The organism is Paracandidimonas soli (assembly GCF_004342005.1).
GTDB lineage: Bacteria > Pseudomonadota > Gammaproteobacteria > Burkholderiales > Burkholderiaceae_B > Paracandidimonas > Paracandidimonas soli.
The window spans coordinates 119,582-136,634 of the sequence record NZ_SMBX01000007.1 but is presented as its reverse complement, the minus strand read 5'-3'; the positions used below and the strand labels follow the sequence as shown (position 1 = coordinate 136,634).

The following is a 17,053-nucleotide window of genomic DNA, read 5'->3' as shown; positions in this document are numbered from 1 at the left end:
GTGCCCATCAGAAAATATCCGGCTCGGGCACGGGCGCGCCGAAGGTGCTCTCCAGGAAATCGAAGTCGCAGCCTTCGTCGGCCTGCTTGATGTGCTGTCCGAACATCCAGCCGTAGCCGCGCTCGTAGCGTGGCGCGGCCGGCTTCCAGGCGGCTTTCCGGGCCGCCATCTCTTCGTCGCTGATTTCCAGATGGATCGTGCGCGCAGGCACGTCGACGGTGATGAGGTCGCCGGTCCTGACCAGGGCCAGCGGTCCGCCCACGGCCGCTTCTGGGGAGCAATGCAGCAGGCAGCCGCCGTAGCTCGTGCCGCTCATGCGCGCGTCTGAAAGTCGCAGCATGTCCGAAACGCCTTGCTTGAGCAGCTTGGTGGGAATGGGGAGCATGCCCCATTCTGGCATGCCGGCGCCCCTGGGGCCGGCGTTGCGCAGCACGAGGATGTCGTCGCCGGTGACGTCCAGGTCGGGATCGGTGACGGCCTGCTTGAGGCTGGGATAGTCGTCGAAGACCAGTGCGCGTCCGGTATGCCGCAGCAGATGCGGCGCACAGGCGCTGGGCTTGATGACGACGCCGTCGGGCGCGAGATTGCCGCGCAGCACGGCCAGCGCGCCTTCGGCATAGATGGGCTGGTCCAGCGGGCGGATGACGTCGTCGTGATAAACCTCTGCGCCATCGATATTCTCGCCCAGGGTTTTTCCGTTGACCGTAAGCGCTTCGGTGTGCAGGTGGCGGCGGATGCGCTGCAGCATCGCGCGCAGGCCGCCGGCGTAATAGAAGTCCTCCATCAGGTATTGGGTGCCGCTGGGGCGTATGTTGGCGATGACGGGGACTTTGCGGCTGGCGGCGTCGAAGTCATCGAGGCTGACTGGATGGCCGGCGCGGCGCGACATGGCGATGAGGTGGATGATGGCATTGGTGGAGCAGCCCATGGCCATGGCGCAGGCGATGCCGTTCTCGAAATTGGCGCGGCTGAGCATCCTGGCGGGGGTGAGGCCTTCCCAGACCATTTCGACGATGCGCCGTCCACAGGCGGTGCTCATGCGCGGGTGGTTGGCGTCGGGCGCGGGGATGCTGGATGCGCCGGGCAATGAGAGGCCGACGGCTTCGGCGATGCCCATCATCGTGGCGGCGGTACCCATGGTCATGCAGGTGCCGTGGCTGCGCGCGATGCCGGCTTCCATTTCGGACCAGGCCTGGTCCGACAGGCGTCCGGCGCGGCGTTCATCCCAGTACTTGAAGGCGTCCGAACCGGAGCCGAGCACCTGGCCTTTCCAGTTGCCGCGCAGCATCGGGCCTGCGGGCAGGTAGATGAACGGCAGGCCCATGGAGAGCGCGCCCATGGTCAGGCCGGGAGTCGTCTTGTCGCATCCGCCCATGAGCACGGCGCCGTCAACAGGGTGGCTGCGCAGCAGTTCCTCGGTTTCCATGGCGAGAAAGTTGCGATAGAGCATGGTGGTCGGCTTGACCATGCTCTCGGACAGGCTGATGGCGGGCAGCTCCAGCGGAAAGCCGCCGGCCTGCAGGATGCCGCGCTTGACATCCTCGACGCGTTGCTTGAAGTGAGTATGGCACTGGTTGGCGTCGCTCCAGGTATTGATGATGGCGATGACCGGCTTGCCCATCCAGTCGTCGTAGTTGTAGCCCATCTGCAGCACGCGGGAGCGGTGGCCGAAACTGCGGAAATCGTCGGGCGCGAACCAGCGGGCGCTGCGCAGGTCCTCGTAAGAGCGGGTCATGATGTGTCTTCCTGGGTTGCGTTGCGTAATTTCAGTTGCCTGCCCGCCGCGCCAGCAAGTCCAGGGCGACGTCGACGATCATGTCTTCCTGGCCGCCGACCATGCGGCGCTTGCCGAGTTCGACCAGGATGTCCACCGGCTCCAGCCCGTACTTGCGAGCCGCCGTTTCGCTGTGCAGCAGGAAGCTCGAATACACGCCGGCATAGCCCAGCGCCAGCGTTTCCCTGTCGACCCTGACCGGACGCGTCTGCAGCGGGCGCACGATGTCGTCGGCTGCATTCATCAGCTTGAACAGATCGGTGCCATGGTTCCAGCCCATCTTCTCGGCCGCGGCGATGAAGACTTCCAGCGGCGCATTGCCCGCGCCGGCGCCCATGCCGGCCAGGCTGGCATCGACGCGATGGCAGCCTTCCTCGACGGCCGCGATGGAGTTGGCCACGCCCAGGCTGAGGTTGTGGTGCGCGTGGATGCCGATTTCCGTTTCGGGCAGCAGCGTTGCCTTGAAGGCGTGCATGCGTGCACGGATGTCGTTCATGTTCATGGCGCCGCCGGAGTCCACGATGTAGATGCAGGTGGCGCCATAGCTTTCCATCAGCTTGGCCTGCTGCGCCAGGTGCTCGGGCGTGGTCATGTGGCTCATCATGAGAAAGCCTACGGTATCCATGCCCAGTTCGCGGGCGTATTCGATGTGCTGCCTGGATACGTCCGCCTCGGTGCAGTGGGTTGCGACACGCACGATGCGTGCGCCGGCGTCGTAGGCGGCCTTCAGGTCGTGCACGGTGCCGATGCCGGGCAGCAGCAGCGTGGCGATCTTCGCATGCTCGATCACATCGGCCGCAGCTTCGATCCATTCGAGATCGGAGTGCGCGCCGAAGCCGTAGTTGAAGCTGGAGCCCTGCAGGCCGTCGCCGTGGGCGACTTCGATGCTGTCGACCTTGGCTTCGTCCAGCGCACGGGCGATCTGGCGTACCTGCTCCACCGTGTACTGGTGGCGGATTGCGTGGCTGCCATCGCGCAGCGTGACATCGGAGATATACAGTTTCTGCGTGCTCATGCCGATTCCTTGCTCTGTGCCGATAGTTCCCGGGCCATGCGCTCGGCCGTGGCCAGCGCTGCCGAAGTCATGATGTCCAGGTTGCCGGCATAGGCCGGCAGGTAGTGGGCGGCGCCTTCGATCTCCAGGAAGACGGAAGTCTTGAGGCCCGAGAAGCGCCCGTGGCCCGGGATGTTCAGCGGTGCGTCGGGGGAGACTTCGTCGAACTGCACTTTCTGCTTGAGGCGGTAGCCCGGCACATAGGACTGCACCCTGGCGACCATGGCCTCGATAGAGGCTTCGACTTGCGCGGGCTCGACCGCTTCGCTGAGGATGAACACGGTGTCGCGCATGATCAGCGGAGGTTCGGCGGGATTCAAGACGATAATGGCCTTGCCCCTGGCCGCGCCGCCGACGGCTTCGATGGCCCTGGAGGTGGTTTCGGTGAATTCGTCGATGTTGGCGCGGGTGCCTGGGCCGGCGCTCTTGCTGGCAATGGAGGCGACGATCTCGGCGTAGTGCACCTTGGCCACCTGGGAGACGGCGGCTACGATCGGGATGGTGGCCTGGCCGCCGCAGGTGACCATGTTGACGTTGGGCGCATCCAGGTGCGTATCGCCGTTGACCACGGGGATGCAGTACGGGCCGATGGCAGCCGGCGTCAGGTCGATCAGCCGGATGCCAGGCCTGGCCTTGCGCAGCGCGGCATCGTTGCGGATATGGGCGGAGGCGCTGGTGGCGTCGAAGACGAAGTCGATGTCTTCAAAGCCGTTCATGCCGATCAGCCCCTGCACGCCTTCATGCGTGGTGGGCACGCCCATGCGGGCGGCGCGTGCCAGGCCGTCCGAGTCCGGATCGATGCCGACCATGGCCGCCATTTCCAGGTGCTTGCCGTGGCGCAGGATCTTGATCATCAAGTCCGTGCCAATGTTGCCGCTGCCGATGATCGCGGCTTTGCGTTTCTTGCTCATGAGTTCCTCTCCTTGCCGCCCGCTGTTCACGCGCGCAGTTGAAATCCGGCGCTTCCCAGCTGTTGCATCTGTACCGAGACGTGCTGACCCGGCTTCAGCCATTCGGCCGGCGTGGCGCCGCCGGCCAGCACGATCCAGCCGGCCTGGAGCGGCTCTCCGACCGCGGCGGACAGGCGTGCAGCGGCGACCAGCGAACGCAGCGGATGACCAAGCAGGGCGGCGGTCGATCCCACCTGCACCGGACGTCCGTCGATGCGCATGACCAGTCCCAGGTTGCCGAAGTCGCATTGCGGCGTATGCCATGCGCCCAGCGCAAAGGCGCTGGAGGAGGCGTTGTCGGCAATGACTTCGGGCAGGTTGAATTTGAAGTCGCGGTAGCGGGAATCGATGATTTCCAGCGCCGGCGCAATGGCTTCCACGGCGGCCAGCGCTTCGGGGGCGGAGACGTTGCCGGCCAGCGGCTGCTTGAGCAGAAAAGCGATTTCAGGCTCGACGCGGGGGTGCACGAAGCGTCCCGAATCCACCTCGCCGCCTTCCTCCAGCAGCATGGCGTCGGTCAGCCGGCCCCAGATCATGTCGGACAGGCCCATCTGCGCCATCTTGGCCCGGCTGGTGAAGCCCATCTTGACGCCGACGCGGCGTTCGCCGCGCGCCAGGCGCCGGCCGATCGACAACGACTGGATGCGATAGGCATCGTCCAGGCTCAGCGTATTTTCAGAATCGATAGGCGCGATCGCCTGGCTGCCCAGCGCCGCTTCGTCCAGTACCTGGGCGTAGTTTTCCAGTTTGCTCATGATTGCGCCTCCTGCGTCGCGATATCGAATGCCGCGCGTACCGAGCCCAGGCCTTCGATCTGGGCTTCGAACCAGTCGCCGGGCTGCGCAGGAGCCATGGGACCGAGCGCTCCGGACAGTATGACTTCGCCGGCGCGCAGCGGGCTGCCCAACTGCGCCATGGTGCGCGCCAGCCAGACGACGGCGTTGAGCGGGTGGCCCAGGCAGGCCGCGCCGGCGCCGGTGGAAACCAGGTCGCCCGCGCGCGACATGGCCATGCCGGCCAGGCGGAGATCCAGGCCGCGCAGCGAATACGGCGTGCCTCCCAGCACATAGGCGCCGGCGGAGGCGTTGTCCGCCACCGTGTCGACGAAGCGGATGTCCCAGTTCGCGATGCGGCTGCCCACGACTTCGATGGCGGGCAGTGCGTAGTCGATCGCACCAATCACTTCGGCATAGCCGGGCCGCTCGCTGCGCAGGTCGCGTCCCAGCACGAATGCGATCTCGGCTTCCACCTTGGGCTGGTGCAGGATGGCTGCCGGGATGGGCTCGCTGTCACCGAACTCCATGTCGTCGAGCAGCGCGCCGAAGTCGGGCTGGTCCACGCCCAGCTGTGTCTGGACGGCGCGTGAAGTCAGGCCGATCTTGCGGCCGACGATGCGCCTGCCCTGCTGGATGCGTTCCTGGATGTTGAGGGCCTGGATGGTGTAGGCGTCCTCTGCGGTGATCTGCGGATATTGCTCGCGCAGCGGTGCGATGAAGCGGCCGCTGGCGGCAGCGTCGCGCAGCGCCTTGGCAGCCTGTGCAATGATGTCAGGCGTCAGGCTCATGTACGCTCCTTGCCGGCATCGATCTCGGCCTTGCTGCGCTCGCCGACGATCCATTGCGAAGCGGGCACTTGATTGACCACCACGCGGATGCTTTCCAACGGAGCGCCCAGGCTGTTGTGGACAGTGCGCGCCACTGCTTTGGCGCATTGCGTGATCGTTTCGCCGTCGCGGCCTTCGATCAGGGTGATTTGAATCAGGGGCATGAAGGCTCCTCGAAAAATGAACAGGGAATGAGTCGGCAATGGAACAGGAAGCCAGCGCCCGGCCTGCGCGGATGGCCGGGCCCCGGTATGCTGCGATGCGTCGGGGATACGCCGGCGCGCTTACTGCGCCGTCATGCCCGCAGCCTGGACAACCGATCTCCAGCGCACCAGTTCGTTGTCGATGAATGTGGCGTAGTCTTCAGGCGTGTTGGGCTCCGGCACTTTGCCGATCCGCTCCAGCGCCACCCGCACCTCGGGTTCCTGCAATGCCTTCATCAATGCGGCATTGAGCTTGTCCACGATCGGCTTCGGGGTGCCTGCGGGCGCCGAAATGCCATACCACCAGGTGGACTCGAATTCGGGGTAGCCGGCTTCCTGCATCGTGGGCAGGTCTGGCAAGTGGGGAGAGCGCTCCTTGGTCGAGACAGCCAGGGCCTTCACCTTGCCGCCCTGGATGAGCGGCAGCGCCGTGTTGTCGAACATATAGTCCGTCTCGCCGCCCATCAGGCCGGTCAGCGCCAACGAGCTGCCGCGATAAGGCACATGGATTCCCTTGATCTTGCTTTGGGCAATGAACATTTCGCCGGTCGCGTGGATGGAAGTGCCTACGCCGGACGAGGCGAATGTGTGCTTGCCGGGCTCCTGGCGGAACATGTCGGCCAGCTCCTTGGGGCTGTTCGCGGGCGAGTTGGGCGGCACGACCAGATAGAAGCCGCCTTCGGAAATCTTGGCAATGTGTGCGAAGTCCTTCGAGAAATCGAACTTCAGGTCCTTGTAGAGCGACTGGTTGACGGCGCTGGTCACCGCACTGAGCAGCAGCGTATAGCCGTCGGGCTTGGCGCGCGAGACGGCGTCCACGGCGATGTTGTTGGCGGCGCCGGGCTTGTTCTCGACGACGAATGGCTGGCCCAGCGTCTTGGCCAGTTCCTTGGCCATCAGGCGGGCGACGATATCGGTGCCTCCGCCCGGCGCGTATCCGACCGTGATGGTGACCGGGCGCTGCGGATAGGAATCCGCGACATCCGCCGCCGATGCCGTGGCCGGCAGCGCGGCGCCCATGGTGAGGCACAAAAGGGCTCCCCAGCGGGAAAGGTGTTTCATGGCTTGTCTCCTTATGTTTTTGATTGGCGGCCCTGCCGCCGAGGATGGTGAGTCACTCCCGCCTGAAGTCGGGAGCTTTCTCGCCACAATATGGGGGCGCCTTCGGCGCCGTAAAAACACTGCCTCGCTTGACCTCGTCGTGAACGACGAGGCTTGCGCTTTGACTTACGTCGAAACTTCGTTTTGGCGCGTGGTCAGCTTGACGACGTATCCTGCTTCTGCGATTGCCGCCAGGCTTCGTATTGCGCTCGGGTTTCTTCGTTGGGCGGATAGGTGCCGTATAGCGGCGCTCCGTCCGCGATGCGCTGCTGCAGCCATTGCTCCATGGCATCCTGCTGTTCGGCCGCATCCGCCACTTCCTGGGCGAGATAGCGCGGGACCACCACGACGCCGTCGCCGTCTCCCACCAGCACGTCGCCCGGGTACACCGGCACTCCAGCGCAGGCGATCGGCGATTGCAGGTCCGCCACGTGGTGGCCGGCCAGGCGCGTGGTTGCATTGATGCCGCGCGCATAGGCGGGAAACGGCATGGCCGCGATCTCGACGCCGTCGCGCAGCGCGCCGTCGGTGACGATGCCGGCTACGCCTTTGGTCATCATGTGCGTCAGCAGGATGCCGCCGCCCGATGCCGCATTGCAGTCGTTGCGGCTGTCCACCACCAGCACCTCGTCTTTCCCGATGGCGTCGACCGCCTTCCATTGCAGGTTGCGTTCGGAGGGGTAGGGCACCAGGTTCTCGTAGTTGTCGATGTCTTCGCGCGCGGGGATCAGGCGCATCGTGAAGGCGGTTCCGGCGAAGCGCGCCGCCGCCGGATTGAGCGGCTTGAGGCTGGCGAGGAAGCAGTTGCGGATGCCGCGCTTGAACAGCTGGATCGACAGCGATCCGGTGGACATCCGCGACATCCGTTGCAGCAGGCCGTCGGGCAGTTTGATCTGGTTACTGGGGGTATGGGCATCCATAGTCTATGTCTCCGTATTGGCCACTCTTTATAGGCTTGCATGGACCAACAGGCATATGATGGGAGATACAGTACTATCAGTCCAATACCAAATTACCGTCACTCAATACCTTTCAGGTATTACGACTGCCTCGGGGGAGGAACGCTCATGAACCTGCGTCAATTGCGCTATTTTCTTGCGCTGGCCCAGGACAAGAACTTCGGCCGCGCGGCCGAGCGCCTGCATATCTCGCAGCCGCCGCTGACGCGGCAGATCCGTGCGCTCGAGCAGTCCGTTGGGGCGCAGCTCTTTCACCGCACGCCCAAGGGGGTGGAGCTGACCGAGGTTGGGAAAGTGTTGCTGGAGGAGGCGCCCAACCTCCTGGCCGTGGCGCAGCGCACCCAGGAGCGCGTCCAGCGCAGCGCCCAGGGGCTTGCCGGCCGCCTGGACATCGGGTTGTTCACATCCAGCGTGCTGGATGTGATACCCAGGATCCTGACGAGTTTCCATGCCCAGCGTCCCGACGTACAACTCGGGCTGCACACCATGAACAAGCCGCAGCAGATCGAGGCACTGCTGGAGCGGCGCATCGACATCGGCTTCAATCGCCTGGTTCCCATCACGCCCGGCATTCGGGTCGAGGTGGTCGCCCGTGAGCGGATGCTGGTCGCCTTGCCGAAGAACCATGCGCTTTGCACGCATGAAACGCTGAGCCTGGCGGAGCTGGAGGATCAGCCCATGATCGTCTATCCCAACCTGCCGGTGTCGGGGCTGGCGCAGAAAGTGGCTGAAGCCTTCCGCCGGGAGGAGCGGCGCCTGCACGTCGTGCAGGAGGTGGAGGACGTGCTGACCAGCCTGTCGCTGGTTTCCGCCGGCTTCGGCGTATGCATCACCACCGCGCCGGCCGCCCGGCTCGGCCTGCCTAATGTCGTCTATCGTCCGCTATATTCGCCCTGGCTACCGGATATCGAGCTCAACTGCCTTTATAGAGAGGGTGACCGTTCTATCTTGCTGAATGAAATGCTGACGTTGATCCGCACCATCGAGTCTGCGGATGCGGATCGCGCCGCATGTTGATGGACGGATTTCCGTCGCTTTCCGGCTTGTGCGGCCTCCTGACGGTCTTTTACCGGGCCTGCTGCGACCTGAAGTAGGCCTGGACTTCCCTCTGCGTGTTTTCGATGTGCTGCCGCAGTAGCGCAACGGCTTTTTTCACGTCCCTGGCTTCGCAGGCATTGAGAATGGCGATGTGGTCCATGTGCGAGCGTTCGTGCTCCGCAATGGCGCTGACGCGCCGGCGCATGAACTTTCCCATTTGCTCCTGGACCTGCCTGATCAGCAGGTTCAGTCGGGGCCGGTTCGCGGGTGCGTACAGGCAGTTGTGGAAGCTGGCGTTGAGCTCGCTCCATTCCTCCGACGTCATGGCTTCGTTGTATGCATTCAGGAGCGTGCGCGCCAGAGCGATGTCCGAGGCTGCCATATTGGGCACGGCCAGTTCAAGGGCCCGGCATTCGATTGCCAGGCGCATGTCCAGCATTTCCACATAGTCGGATACGGTCAGGACGGAAACCGTGGCGCCCGCATTGGGGGTGAATGTCACCAGTTGCTCGGCCTGCAGCCGCATGAGCGCTTCGCGCACGGGGATCTTGCTGATGCCGAGTTCCGCAGCCAGCTCGTCCTGCCGGATCGGCGCGCCTTCCGCCAGGGAGCCCTCCAGAATGCGTTTGCGCAATTCCGCATAGGCGCGATCTGCTGCGGTGCCTTTCTTCTTGAGGGTGGTGGGCATACGGGATTCGAAAACTTGAAGGCGAGAGGTCAAGTATACGATTTATGAAATGGGTAGTCTCTTCCTAGGGTAATCATTATGTATCTGTTGTATTAAAAAAGTATACTATCTATTATCATCGTATTTTATTGAATGAAAATTAACACCCCCCACCCAGGAGGAACCATAAGATGAAAAAGATCTCTCGCAGGAGTCTATTGACGCATATGAGCGCAGTGGCGGGTTTGCTGCTGGGCATGCCGGGTGCGGCAGCCGCGGCGTCCGATCTGGAAAAGTGGCAAAAGGATACGAGGCCGGTGCGGATCGTGGTTGCCTTTTCGCCGGGCGGCTATACCGATGTCATAGGCCGCATCCTGGCGGTCCAGCTGTCCGGCGAGCTCAAGCGCAACTTCATCGTGGAAAACAAGCCCGGCGCCAATGGCGTGATCGGTACCGTTTCGGTGGCGCAGTCCGCGCCGGATGGAAATACCTTGCTGGTTGCCGCGCCGGGCCACGTGACCAATGCGCTCATCGTGCCTGACGTCGCCTATGATCCAGGCCGGGATTTCGCTCCGATCGCAAAGGTGGCGGCATTGCCGAACGTGCTGCTGGTTCCGCCCCAGTCGCCGTACCAGTCGCTCCAGGACATCCTGAATGCAGCCAAGGCGAAGCCGGGCGAAGTGGATTACGCATCGGGCGGAGTCGGGTCCAGCAACCATCTTGCCATGGAGCTGCTGGCGCACATGGCCGGGGTGAAGATGCGCCATATCCCCTATAAGGGAAGCAGTCTGGCAGAGACGGACGTGGCGGGAGGCCATGTGCAGATGATGTTCTCCGGCGCTGGCTCGGCGGTCACGCAGGTGAAGGGCGGCAAGCTCCGCGCACTGGCGGTAACGGCCAAGGACAGGATCCAGTCGCTGCCCGATGTGCCGACGGTGGACGAGGCGGGCGTCAAGGGATATGTCTTCGATTCGTGGCTGGGTTTCTTTGCGCCCGCCAAGACGCCGGACGCAGTCGTTCAGGCGCTGAATGCCGCGGTCAACAAGGTCATGCAAAGCTCGGAGGTCGTGCAGCGGCTCGATTCCCTGGGGGTCAACACCTATGAGCCCAATAGCGTTGCGGATTTCGCCGGATTCCTCGAAGAAGAGACAAAACAGCAGCGCACGCTGGTCGAAAGCTTCGGAGACATCAAGCAATGAGCCGCAGGCTTCGCTTCGGCATCGTCGGGTATGGAGCGCTCGGACAGGCCTTGACGTCGCATCTCGCGCAGCACGAGGAGCTTGCGGAGATCGTGGGCTATGTCGTCCGGGATGTGTCGCGTTTCAATGGCGACGGCAGATTCGTCGCGGAACTGGATGAGCTGCTGGCGCGCAAGCCGGACGTGGTGATCGAGTGCGCGGGACAGCAGGCCATGCGCCAGCATGCCTTGTCCATCGTGCGCGCGGGCGTTGACCTGGTGCCGGCGTCCGTCGGCGCGCTGGTCGATGATGCATGGCGGCGGGAGCTGCTGGCGGCTGCGCACGCCTCGGGCGCCCGGATCCGGATACCGACGGGAGCGATCGTCGGCATCGACGGCTTGGCGGCCGCAAGGCATGTGGGCATCGACTCGGTGGTGTACCGGGGGACGATGCCGCCCAGCACGCTCAAGGCGCATTATGACGGCGTTCTGCCTGAACACGGCCTGGTATTCGAGGGCACGGCGCGCGAAGCGGTACGGCTCTTTCCCAAGAACGTCAATCTTGCAGGCACGATTGCGCTGGCGGGCGTCGGGTTCGAGCAGACGCGCGTGGAAATGCATGTGGATCCGGCATTGACGGCCAACGTCCACGAGCTGTTCGTGCGCGGGGCTTTCGGAGAGTTCCACGTCAGGATCAGCGGACTGCGCCTGTCGGAGTCTTCGCCTTCCTCGCGCATCGTGGCCGGCAGCCTTGCGCAGAGCGCGCTGGGATCGAACTTCACCGTCCTGCAGAGATGAGGCGGTGCCGGGAAGGAAGACCGCGCTTGTGTGCAGCATAGCGTTTTATATTGTCCTCGGTACTCCTTGATCGGGGACGCATGAAGATGGAGCAGGTATGACGGCGAATGTTGGAAGAGTGGATCACCCAGTCATTGCGGTACGCGATCTGGAGCGGACCAGGGAGCAGTTCAAGCGCCTGGGGTTCGTCGTGCCGCCCATCGGCAGGCACCAGGAATGGGGGACGGAAAACCTGTGCATCATGTTTCCCCACGATTATCTGGAAATCCGCGGCATCGGCGATCCGGACAAGTTCCTGGCCGGTGTGGATAGTTTCCTGCAGAAGGGCCAGGGCTTCTATAGCGTGGCCTTCAATGTGGAGTCGGCGCAGGACAGCTATCAGGCGGGCCTGGACAGCGGTCTCGACATCCAGCCGCCGAAGCATCTCAATCGCAAGCTGGTGCTCGAAGACCGCACTCTGGACCTGCATTTCAGGACGGTCATTCTCGGCCATGATCTTTATCCCGGCCTGACGCATGCCAATCTCTGCCAGCACCTGACGGCGGATACCCTGCGCCAGCCGGGCTGGATGGATCATCCCAACGGCGTGATCGCATTCGGCAGGCTGGCGGGCGTCGTGTCCGATTTCGACGCGGCGGCCGCGGCCTATGTGCGATTGATCGGCGCCGACAATGTGCGCAGGGAACCGGACCGCATCCTGCTCAACTTCGGCGAAGGAGCGGATATCGAACTGATCGGCGAGGCCGAGGCGCAGCGCCGGGGCGATGCGCAGCCGCAGCTTGGCCGGGATTACCTGGCGTCCGCCACGCTGCTGGTGCGGGATGCGCGCGCGACCGCGGCATTGCTGAGGGAAAACGGCATCCGCTTCCAGGAGCGGGGCGAAGGACTGCTCAAGGTCGAGCCGGAAGACGCCTGCGGGGCGCACCTGTATTTCCGGCAGGCTTGAGCACCGGCGGCATGCGGACCGGGTCTATATCCCCAGCGTGTCCTGCAGCCGCTTGTAGCGTGTGGCGACGGCAACGCCCAGGTGCCGGAATGTATGGAAGGGGATCGACCGGATATCGCTGACGGGCACGGACAGTGACTGCGCGCCGAGCACGCGTTGCGCCAGTTCGATGCCCAGCGCCGTGGAGATTGCGATGCCACGGCCATTGCAGCCCAGGGAAATATGCATGCCGGGGGCGGGTTCATGGACATGCGGCAGGTGATCCGTGGTGACGGCGAAGTACCCGCTCCATTGATATTCCCATTCGAGCTTGCCGAGGTGGCGGAACAGCGTATTCCCCGCCTTGTGCAGAAACGGCACGATATGCGCATGCGACAGTCCGGCCGTTGCGCCCGAGCCGCCCATGACCAGCCGTCCATCGGGAGAGAGCCGGAACGATGTCAGCAGTTGCCGGGTGTCGCTCGATATATGACCCTGCGGCAATATCTGACGGCGCATGTCTTCGGGCAGGGGGCGGGTTGCGACTTGCGCCGTGCGCACGGGCACGATGGATGTGTGCAGGTCCGGCACGAGATGCCTGTTGTAGGCGCCGGTTGCGACGATGACATTGGGCGCTTCGATGCCGCCCATGTCCGACTCGGCATGCCAGCGCCCGCTCCGTTGCTCCAGCCGGGTGATCTGCGTGTTGCTGAAAATGCTTGCGCCCTGCGATAGTGCTGCCTGTGCGAGTCCGCGCGCGTAGCTCAGGGGCTGAATGGAGCCGCCGCGCGGATCCAGCCATCCGCGCTGATAGTGCCGGGTGCCGAGCAGGCTGGCAAGCTCGTCCTGTTCCAGCATGCGGGCTTCCACGCCACGCTCTTGCCATGCGCGGCAGCGATGCTCGACGGCGCGCAGGCCCGACCGGGTGAACGCGGGCTGGATCCAGCCCTTGCTGCTCGCCGCGCAGTCGATGCCGAATTCCTGGATCAGCCGGAACACGACGGATGGCGCCTCGCTGCCGAAGCGTACCAGCTTGCGGCCCGTGTCTCCGGGATACAAGGCCTCGATGACATCGGGATCCTGCTTCAGCCCTGCGATGACCTGGCCGTTGTTGCGGCCCGACGCGCCCCAGCCGGGTTCCGCGGCATCGACAACGGCGACGCGCTTGCCGGCCTGCCCGAGTTCGATGGCGGCCGCAAGGCCGGTGAAGCCGGCCCCGATGATCAGGACATCGGCTGATCGTTCGTCTGTGAGCTGGCTGATGCCAGGCGCGGGAATGGCGGTGGCAGCCCAGAGGGAGTCGGGCAGCCGTAGGGGCTCGCCCAGTAGATGAGGTTGATGCATTCGCGGTTGCCTCTTGGCGCACTCATTCGATGATTGGAATTATAGTATACGATCATGAATGAATATTATAAATTTGTAGGCGCTCAACACTTGGATGCAAGCCGGCTTTCAATCCATGTGCTTATCGTATATAGTATACTTTATCTATGAAAGCGCGCCGCGAGGACTCGTCCTGACGGCATGAAAACGAAAACAGGAATACAGGAGATCTCGTGAAGCTACTTACCTTTGCCGGTGCGGATGACAAGAGCAGGCTGGGCATGCTGCTGGCGGATGGCCGAGTGCTGGATGTCACGGCAGCCTGGCAGGCGGCGCCGCATGCGCTGCAAGACCGCCCGGCGCCCAGGGATGTCATGGAAGCGATTGCGCTGGGCGATCCCGGCAGGGCGGCGCTGCAGGAAATAGCCGATGCCGCCGGCAAGCAGGCGCAGCTCTGCCTCGACGAAGACAAGGTGCGCTACCTGCCACCGATTCCCAGGCCGCCCAAGAACGTGATCTGCGTCGGCCGCAACTACAAGGCGCACATCATCGAGGGCAACCTGGCGCGCGGCCGCGCGGCGGATGATTTCCCCAAGGCCATCGAGCTGTTCACCAAGCCCCCGACGACGCTGACCGCGCACAAGCAGGCGGTCAGCCGCCATGCGGCGCATACCAAATTACTGGACTACGAGATCGAGCTCGGCATCGTCATCGGCAAGACCGGCAAGGACATCGATCCGGCAAATGCCATGGAGCATGTCTTCGGCTACACCGTCGTCAACGACATCTCGGCGCGGGACCTGCAGGTACAGCACGGGCAGTGGTTCAAGGGCAAGTCGCTGGACGGTACGTGCCCCATGGGGCCGGTGGTGGCGACGCGGGACGAGATCTCGCAGCCCGGCAACCTCGATCTGGAGCTGACCGTCAATGGCGAGGTCAGGCAGTCAGCCAATACGTCGGACCTGCTGTTCGACATACCCAGCATCATCGCCCAAGTATCGATAGGGTTTACGCTGCAGGAAGGCGACATCATTGCGACGGGCACGCCGTCGGGCGTGGGAATGGCCCTGAATCCGCCCAGGTCGCTCGAGCCGGGCGACAGGATCTGCGCCCGCATCGAAGGCATCGGCGAACTCGTGACCACCATTACCGAATAGAGGCGAGCATGAAATACAGCATGATGATCGGCTTGCTGGCCGCCGCCATTTTCTCTGGCGCCGCCGCGGCCGACAGCGGCAATTTCCCACAGAAGCAGGTGACCATCGTCGTCCCCTTCCCGGCCGGCGGCACGCTCGACGTCCTGACGCGCCTGCTGGCGCAGAACCTGTCGAAAGACTGGAAGCAGGCCGTCGTCGTGGACAACAAGCCCGGCGCCGGCACAATGATCGGTACGGAATACGTGGCGCGGTCCGCGCCCGACGGCCATACCATCGGCATGGTGGCCAACAGTTTCGCCATCAACCCGGCGTTGCAGGAAAACATGCGCTACGACACGGCCAGGGACTTCGCTCCCGTCAGCCTGCTGGCCTACGCGCCGCACGTCCTGGTTGCGCATCCGGGCGTGGGCGTCGGCACGCTGAAGGAGGTGCTGGACAAGGCGAAAGCCGCGCCGGGCAAGCTGACGTTCGCCTCCTTCGGCTCGGGGACTTCACCCCACCTCGCTGTGGAGCGGCTGAAAGCCGAGGCCGAGATCGATGTGGTGCACGTCCCCTACAAAGGCCAGGCGCCCGCGCTGACGGACTTGCTGGGCGGCCACGTCCAGATGATGTTCGCCAATCTGCCGGACGTGCTGCCGTACATACAGTCGGGCGAGCTCAAGGCGATTGCCGTGGCGGACTCGCAGCGGGCGGACAAGCTGCCGGACGTTCCCACGTTCGCGGAGCAGGGCATGGCGGACTTCAATTCGAATTCCTGGTTCGGGGCGGTGGTCCCCGCGAAGACGCCCGACGGCGTCGTGAAGCAGCTCGGGCGCGATTTCGAGCGGGTCCTGAAGCTTCCCGAGGTGAGGGAACTGCTCGACGGCAGGGGATTGCAGGCGGTCGGGATGACGCCGGAAGATTTTGCGGAATATCTGGCCGCGGAAATGCAGAGCGCGCAGGCGCTTGTGAAGAGCTCCGGCGCCGGAGCTAACTGATCGATTCGATTCTAGATTCTATGGAGGAAGGTATGGCAAAGCAGATTATTACTTCAGACAAAGTGACGCCGCCCAAGGCGCCGCTCTCGCCTGCGGTGAAAAGCAATGGATTCATTTTCGTGTCGGGGCAGCCTGGCTTCTATGGCGACCGCCAGATCGCCGAGGACTTCGAGACCCAGATGCACCAGGTCGTCGCTAATATCAAGGCCTTGCTGGAAGAGGCGGGAAGCAGCCTGGACAAGGTCGTCAAGGCCAATGTGATCCTGACGAACGCGCAGGATTTCGCGAAGATGAACGAGATCTACCGCATGTACTTCAAGGAAGGCCAGTTCCCGGCGCGCACCACGATCGCCTGCGATCTGGGGAACCCGTCGTTCCTGCTCGAGATCGAGTGCATTGCGGAAGCCTGATGTGACTGCATAAGGCCGGCGGCCTTTTAACGCCGGTTTTCCCGCAAAAGCCCAAGGTGAAATGAACAGCCCCAAAAGTTGGACTCCGATCCAACCTTTGGGGCGTTTTTCCTTTAGCGCATGGCGGCGGCGAGACCGCCCGGGTAGGAGTCGGCCTGGCGGTTGAGCTTTTCTGTCAGGTCGATGGAGGCGAACGCCAGCGATTCCGTATGCGCAAGGTGCGCCACCGTCAATTCTTCGGCGAGCTCGGCGTCCTGCGCCCGGATGGCGTCGACGATGCCGGTGTGCTGGGAAATGGATTCGCTGCGCTGCCGCCAATCCACCGCGATGAAGTAGCGGCGCAGGCGGAATTCCAGGTCGGTGACCAGGTTGCTGAGCAGTTCGTTGTCGACGGCGGTTGCCAGCACCGAGTGGAATTCGCTGTTGAGGCGGGAAATGGCGATGGGGTCGTTGGACTTGAGCGCTTTCTGGCCGTCGGCGACCAGTTGCTCCAGCTGTTTGAGCTGTTCCGGCGTGCGGCGCTTGGCCGCCAGGGCGACGCTGGGCGGTTCAATGATGCGGCGCAGCTCGAAGATCGACTTGAGCTCTTTGGTGGAGAGCACCTTGACGAAGGTGCCGCGCCTGGGGCGGGATTCCAGCCATCCGCTGGTTTCCAGCGCCTTGAAGGCCTCCCGGACCGGGATCTTGCTGACGCCGAAATAGGCGGCGACTTCATCGACGAGCAGGCGCTCGCCCGGGGCAAGGGTGCCGACCTGGATGCCCTCCATGATGACCGCCTGGAGCTGTGCCGATAGGGAGATGTCGGGCGCCATGGAAGGCAAGCGGTGCAGATTGGACGTAGACATGCAGTGGCTATAGTTGAGGGTTTATACCGCCAGTCAGTGTAGCAAACGAGACGCGGAAAAGGCAGAAAGAATAAGGAATCCTTGATCTAGGA

The 17,053-nt window shown here is 63.7% G+C and carries 18 protein-coding genes; 7 read left to right on the top strand and 11 right to left on the bottom strand.

The features are described from left to right. Window positions 1-7 precede the first annotated feature (7 nt). The 8 genes from araD to EV686_RS13860 form a co-directional block, all read right to left on the bottom strand. Window positions 8-1,735 carry an L-arabinonate dehydratase gene (gene araD / locus EV686_RS13895; RefSeq protein WP_132477552.1) on the bottom strand — a complete coding sequence of 576 codons (1,728 nt, stop codon included), beginning with the start codon at window positions 1,733-1,735 and terminating at the stop codon, window positions 8-10. Window positions 1,736-1,766: 31 nt separating this feature from the next. Further along, the gene (gene dmpG / locus EV686_RS13890; protein ID WP_132477551.1) at window positions 1,767-2,789 is read right to left on the bottom strand and encodes a 4-hydroxy-2-oxovalerate aldolase; all 1,023 of its coding nucleotides are present in this window, start codon (window positions 2,787-2,789) and stop codon (window positions 1,767-1,769) included. Continuing rightward, window positions 2,786-3,739, bottom strand: a complete 954-nt coding sequence (locus EV686_RS13885) for an acetaldehyde dehydrogenase (acetylating) (protein ID WP_132477550.1) — start codon at window positions 3,737-3,739, stop codon at window positions 2,786-2,788. Before EV686_RS13885 ends, dmpG begins: the two co-directional genes overlap by 4 nt. A 26-nt stretch (window positions 3,740-3,765) precedes the next feature. After that, window positions 3,766-4,533 (bottom strand): 2-keto-4-pentenoate hydratase, encoded by a 768-nt coding sequence (locus EV686_RS13880; protein ID WP_132477549.1) that lies wholly within the window; start codon window positions 4,531-4,533, stop codon window positions 3,766-3,768. Continuing rightward, window positions 4,530-5,342, bottom strand: a complete 813-nt coding sequence (gene mhpD / locus EV686_RS13875; protein WP_132477548.1) for a 2-keto-4-pentenoate hydratase — start codon at window positions 5,340-5,342, stop codon at window positions 4,530-4,532. Before mhpD ends, EV686_RS13880 begins: the two co-directional genes overlap by 4 nt. After that, window positions 5,339-5,545, bottom strand: coding sequence for a tautomerase family protein (locus EV686_RS13870; RefSeq protein WP_132477547.1), 207 nt, complete (start codon window positions 5,543-5,545; stop codon window positions 5,339-5,341). The genes mhpD and EV686_RS13870 overlap by 4 nt, the downstream gene beginning before the upstream one ends. Before the next feature lie 120 nt (window positions 5,546-5,665). Next, window positions 5,666-6,646 (bottom strand): Bug family tripartite tricarboxylate transporter substrate binding protein, encoded by a 981-nt coding sequence (locus tag EV686_RS13865; protein WP_243650893.1) that lies wholly within the window; start codon window positions 6,644-6,646, stop codon window positions 5,666-5,668. Between the two features lie 194 nt (window positions 6,647-6,840). Continuing rightward, a complete protein-coding gene (locus EV686_RS13860) occupies window positions 6,841-7,605 on the bottom strand; it encodes an RraA family protein (RefSeq protein WP_132477546.1) in 765 nt (254 codons plus the stop codon). 147 nt (window positions 7,606-7,752) lie between these two features. Between EV686_RS13860 and EV686_RS13855 the strand changes: the two genes are divergently transcribed. Then, a complete protein-coding gene (locus EV686_RS13855) occupies window positions 7,753-8,661 on the top strand; it encodes a LysR family transcriptional regulator (protein WP_132477545.1) in 909 nt (302 codons plus the stop codon). A 49-nt stretch (window positions 8,662-8,710) separates the two neighbouring features. On the opposite strand, the gene EV686_RS13850 is transcribed toward EV686_RS13855, so the two are convergent. Continuing rightward, complete coding sequence (locus EV686_RS13850) at window positions 8,711-9,370, bottom strand: GntR family transcriptional regulator (protein ID WP_132477544.1); 660 nt, start codon at window positions 9,368-9,370, stop codon at window positions 8,711-8,713. A gap of 170 nt (window positions 9,371-9,540) precedes the next feature. On the opposite strand from EV686_RS13850, the gene EV686_RS13845 reads away from it, so the two are divergent. The 3 genes from EV686_RS13845 to EV686_RS13835 all read left to right on the top strand — a co-directional run bounded on the left by EV686_RS13845 (window position 9,541) and on the right by EV686_RS13835 (window position 12,270). After that, on the top strand, window positions 9,541-10,548 hold the full coding sequence (locus EV686_RS13845) for a Bug family tripartite tricarboxylate transporter substrate binding protein (RefSeq protein ID WP_132477543.1): 1,008 nt from the start codon (window positions 9,541-9,543) through the stop codon (window positions 10,546-10,548). Then, complete coding sequence (locus EV686_RS13840; protein ID WP_132477542.1) at window positions 10,545-11,324, top strand: aspartate dehydrogenase; 780 nt, start codon at window positions 10,545-10,547, stop codon at window positions 11,322-11,324. Before EV686_RS13845 ends, EV686_RS13840 begins: the two co-directional genes overlap by 4 nt. 97 nt (window positions 11,325-11,421) lie before the next feature. After that, a complete protein-coding gene (locus EV686_RS13835) occupies window positions 11,422-12,270 on the top strand; it encodes a VOC family protein (RefSeq protein ID WP_132477541.1) in 849 nt (282 codons plus the stop codon). Window positions 12,271-12,294: 24 nt separating this feature from the next. Here the strand turns inward: EV686_RS13835 and EV686_RS13830 are convergent, their stop codons facing one another. Further along, complete coding sequence (locus tag EV686_RS13830; RefSeq protein ID WP_132477540.1) at window positions 12,295-13,593, bottom strand: NAD(P)/FAD-dependent oxidoreductase; 1,299 nt, start codon at window positions 13,591-13,593, stop codon at window positions 12,295-12,297. Between the two features lie 212 nt (window positions 13,594-13,805). On the opposite strand from EV686_RS13830, the gene EV686_RS13825 reads away from it, so the two are divergent. The 3 genes from EV686_RS13825 to EV686_RS13815 are packed head-to-tail and all read left to right on the top strand — an operon-like array spanning window position 13,806 to window position 16,116. Beyond that, a complete protein-coding gene (locus EV686_RS13825) occupies window positions 13,806-14,729 on the top strand; it encodes a fumarylacetoacetate hydrolase family protein (protein ID WP_132477539.1) in 924 nt (307 codons plus the stop codon). Window positions 14,730-14,737: 8 nt separating this feature from the next. Beyond that, on the top strand, window positions 14,738-15,706 hold the full coding sequence (locus tag EV686_RS13820; RefSeq protein WP_132477538.1) for a tripartite tricarboxylate transporter substrate binding protein: 969 nt from the start codon (window positions 14,738-14,740) through the stop codon (window positions 15,704-15,706). A 32-nt stretch (window positions 15,707-15,738) separates the two neighbouring features. Next, a complete protein-coding gene (locus EV686_RS13815; protein WP_165972615.1) occupies window positions 15,739-16,116 on the top strand; it encodes a RidA family protein in 378 nt (125 codons plus the stop codon). A 113-nt stretch (window positions 16,117-16,229) separates the two neighbouring features. On the opposite strand, the gene EV686_RS13810 is transcribed toward EV686_RS13815, so the two are convergent. Next, a complete protein-coding gene (locus tag EV686_RS13810; RefSeq protein WP_132477536.1) occupies window positions 16,230-16,961 on the bottom strand; it encodes a GntR family transcriptional regulator in 732 nt (243 codons plus the stop codon). Window positions 16,962-17,053 lie beyond the last annotated feature (92 nt).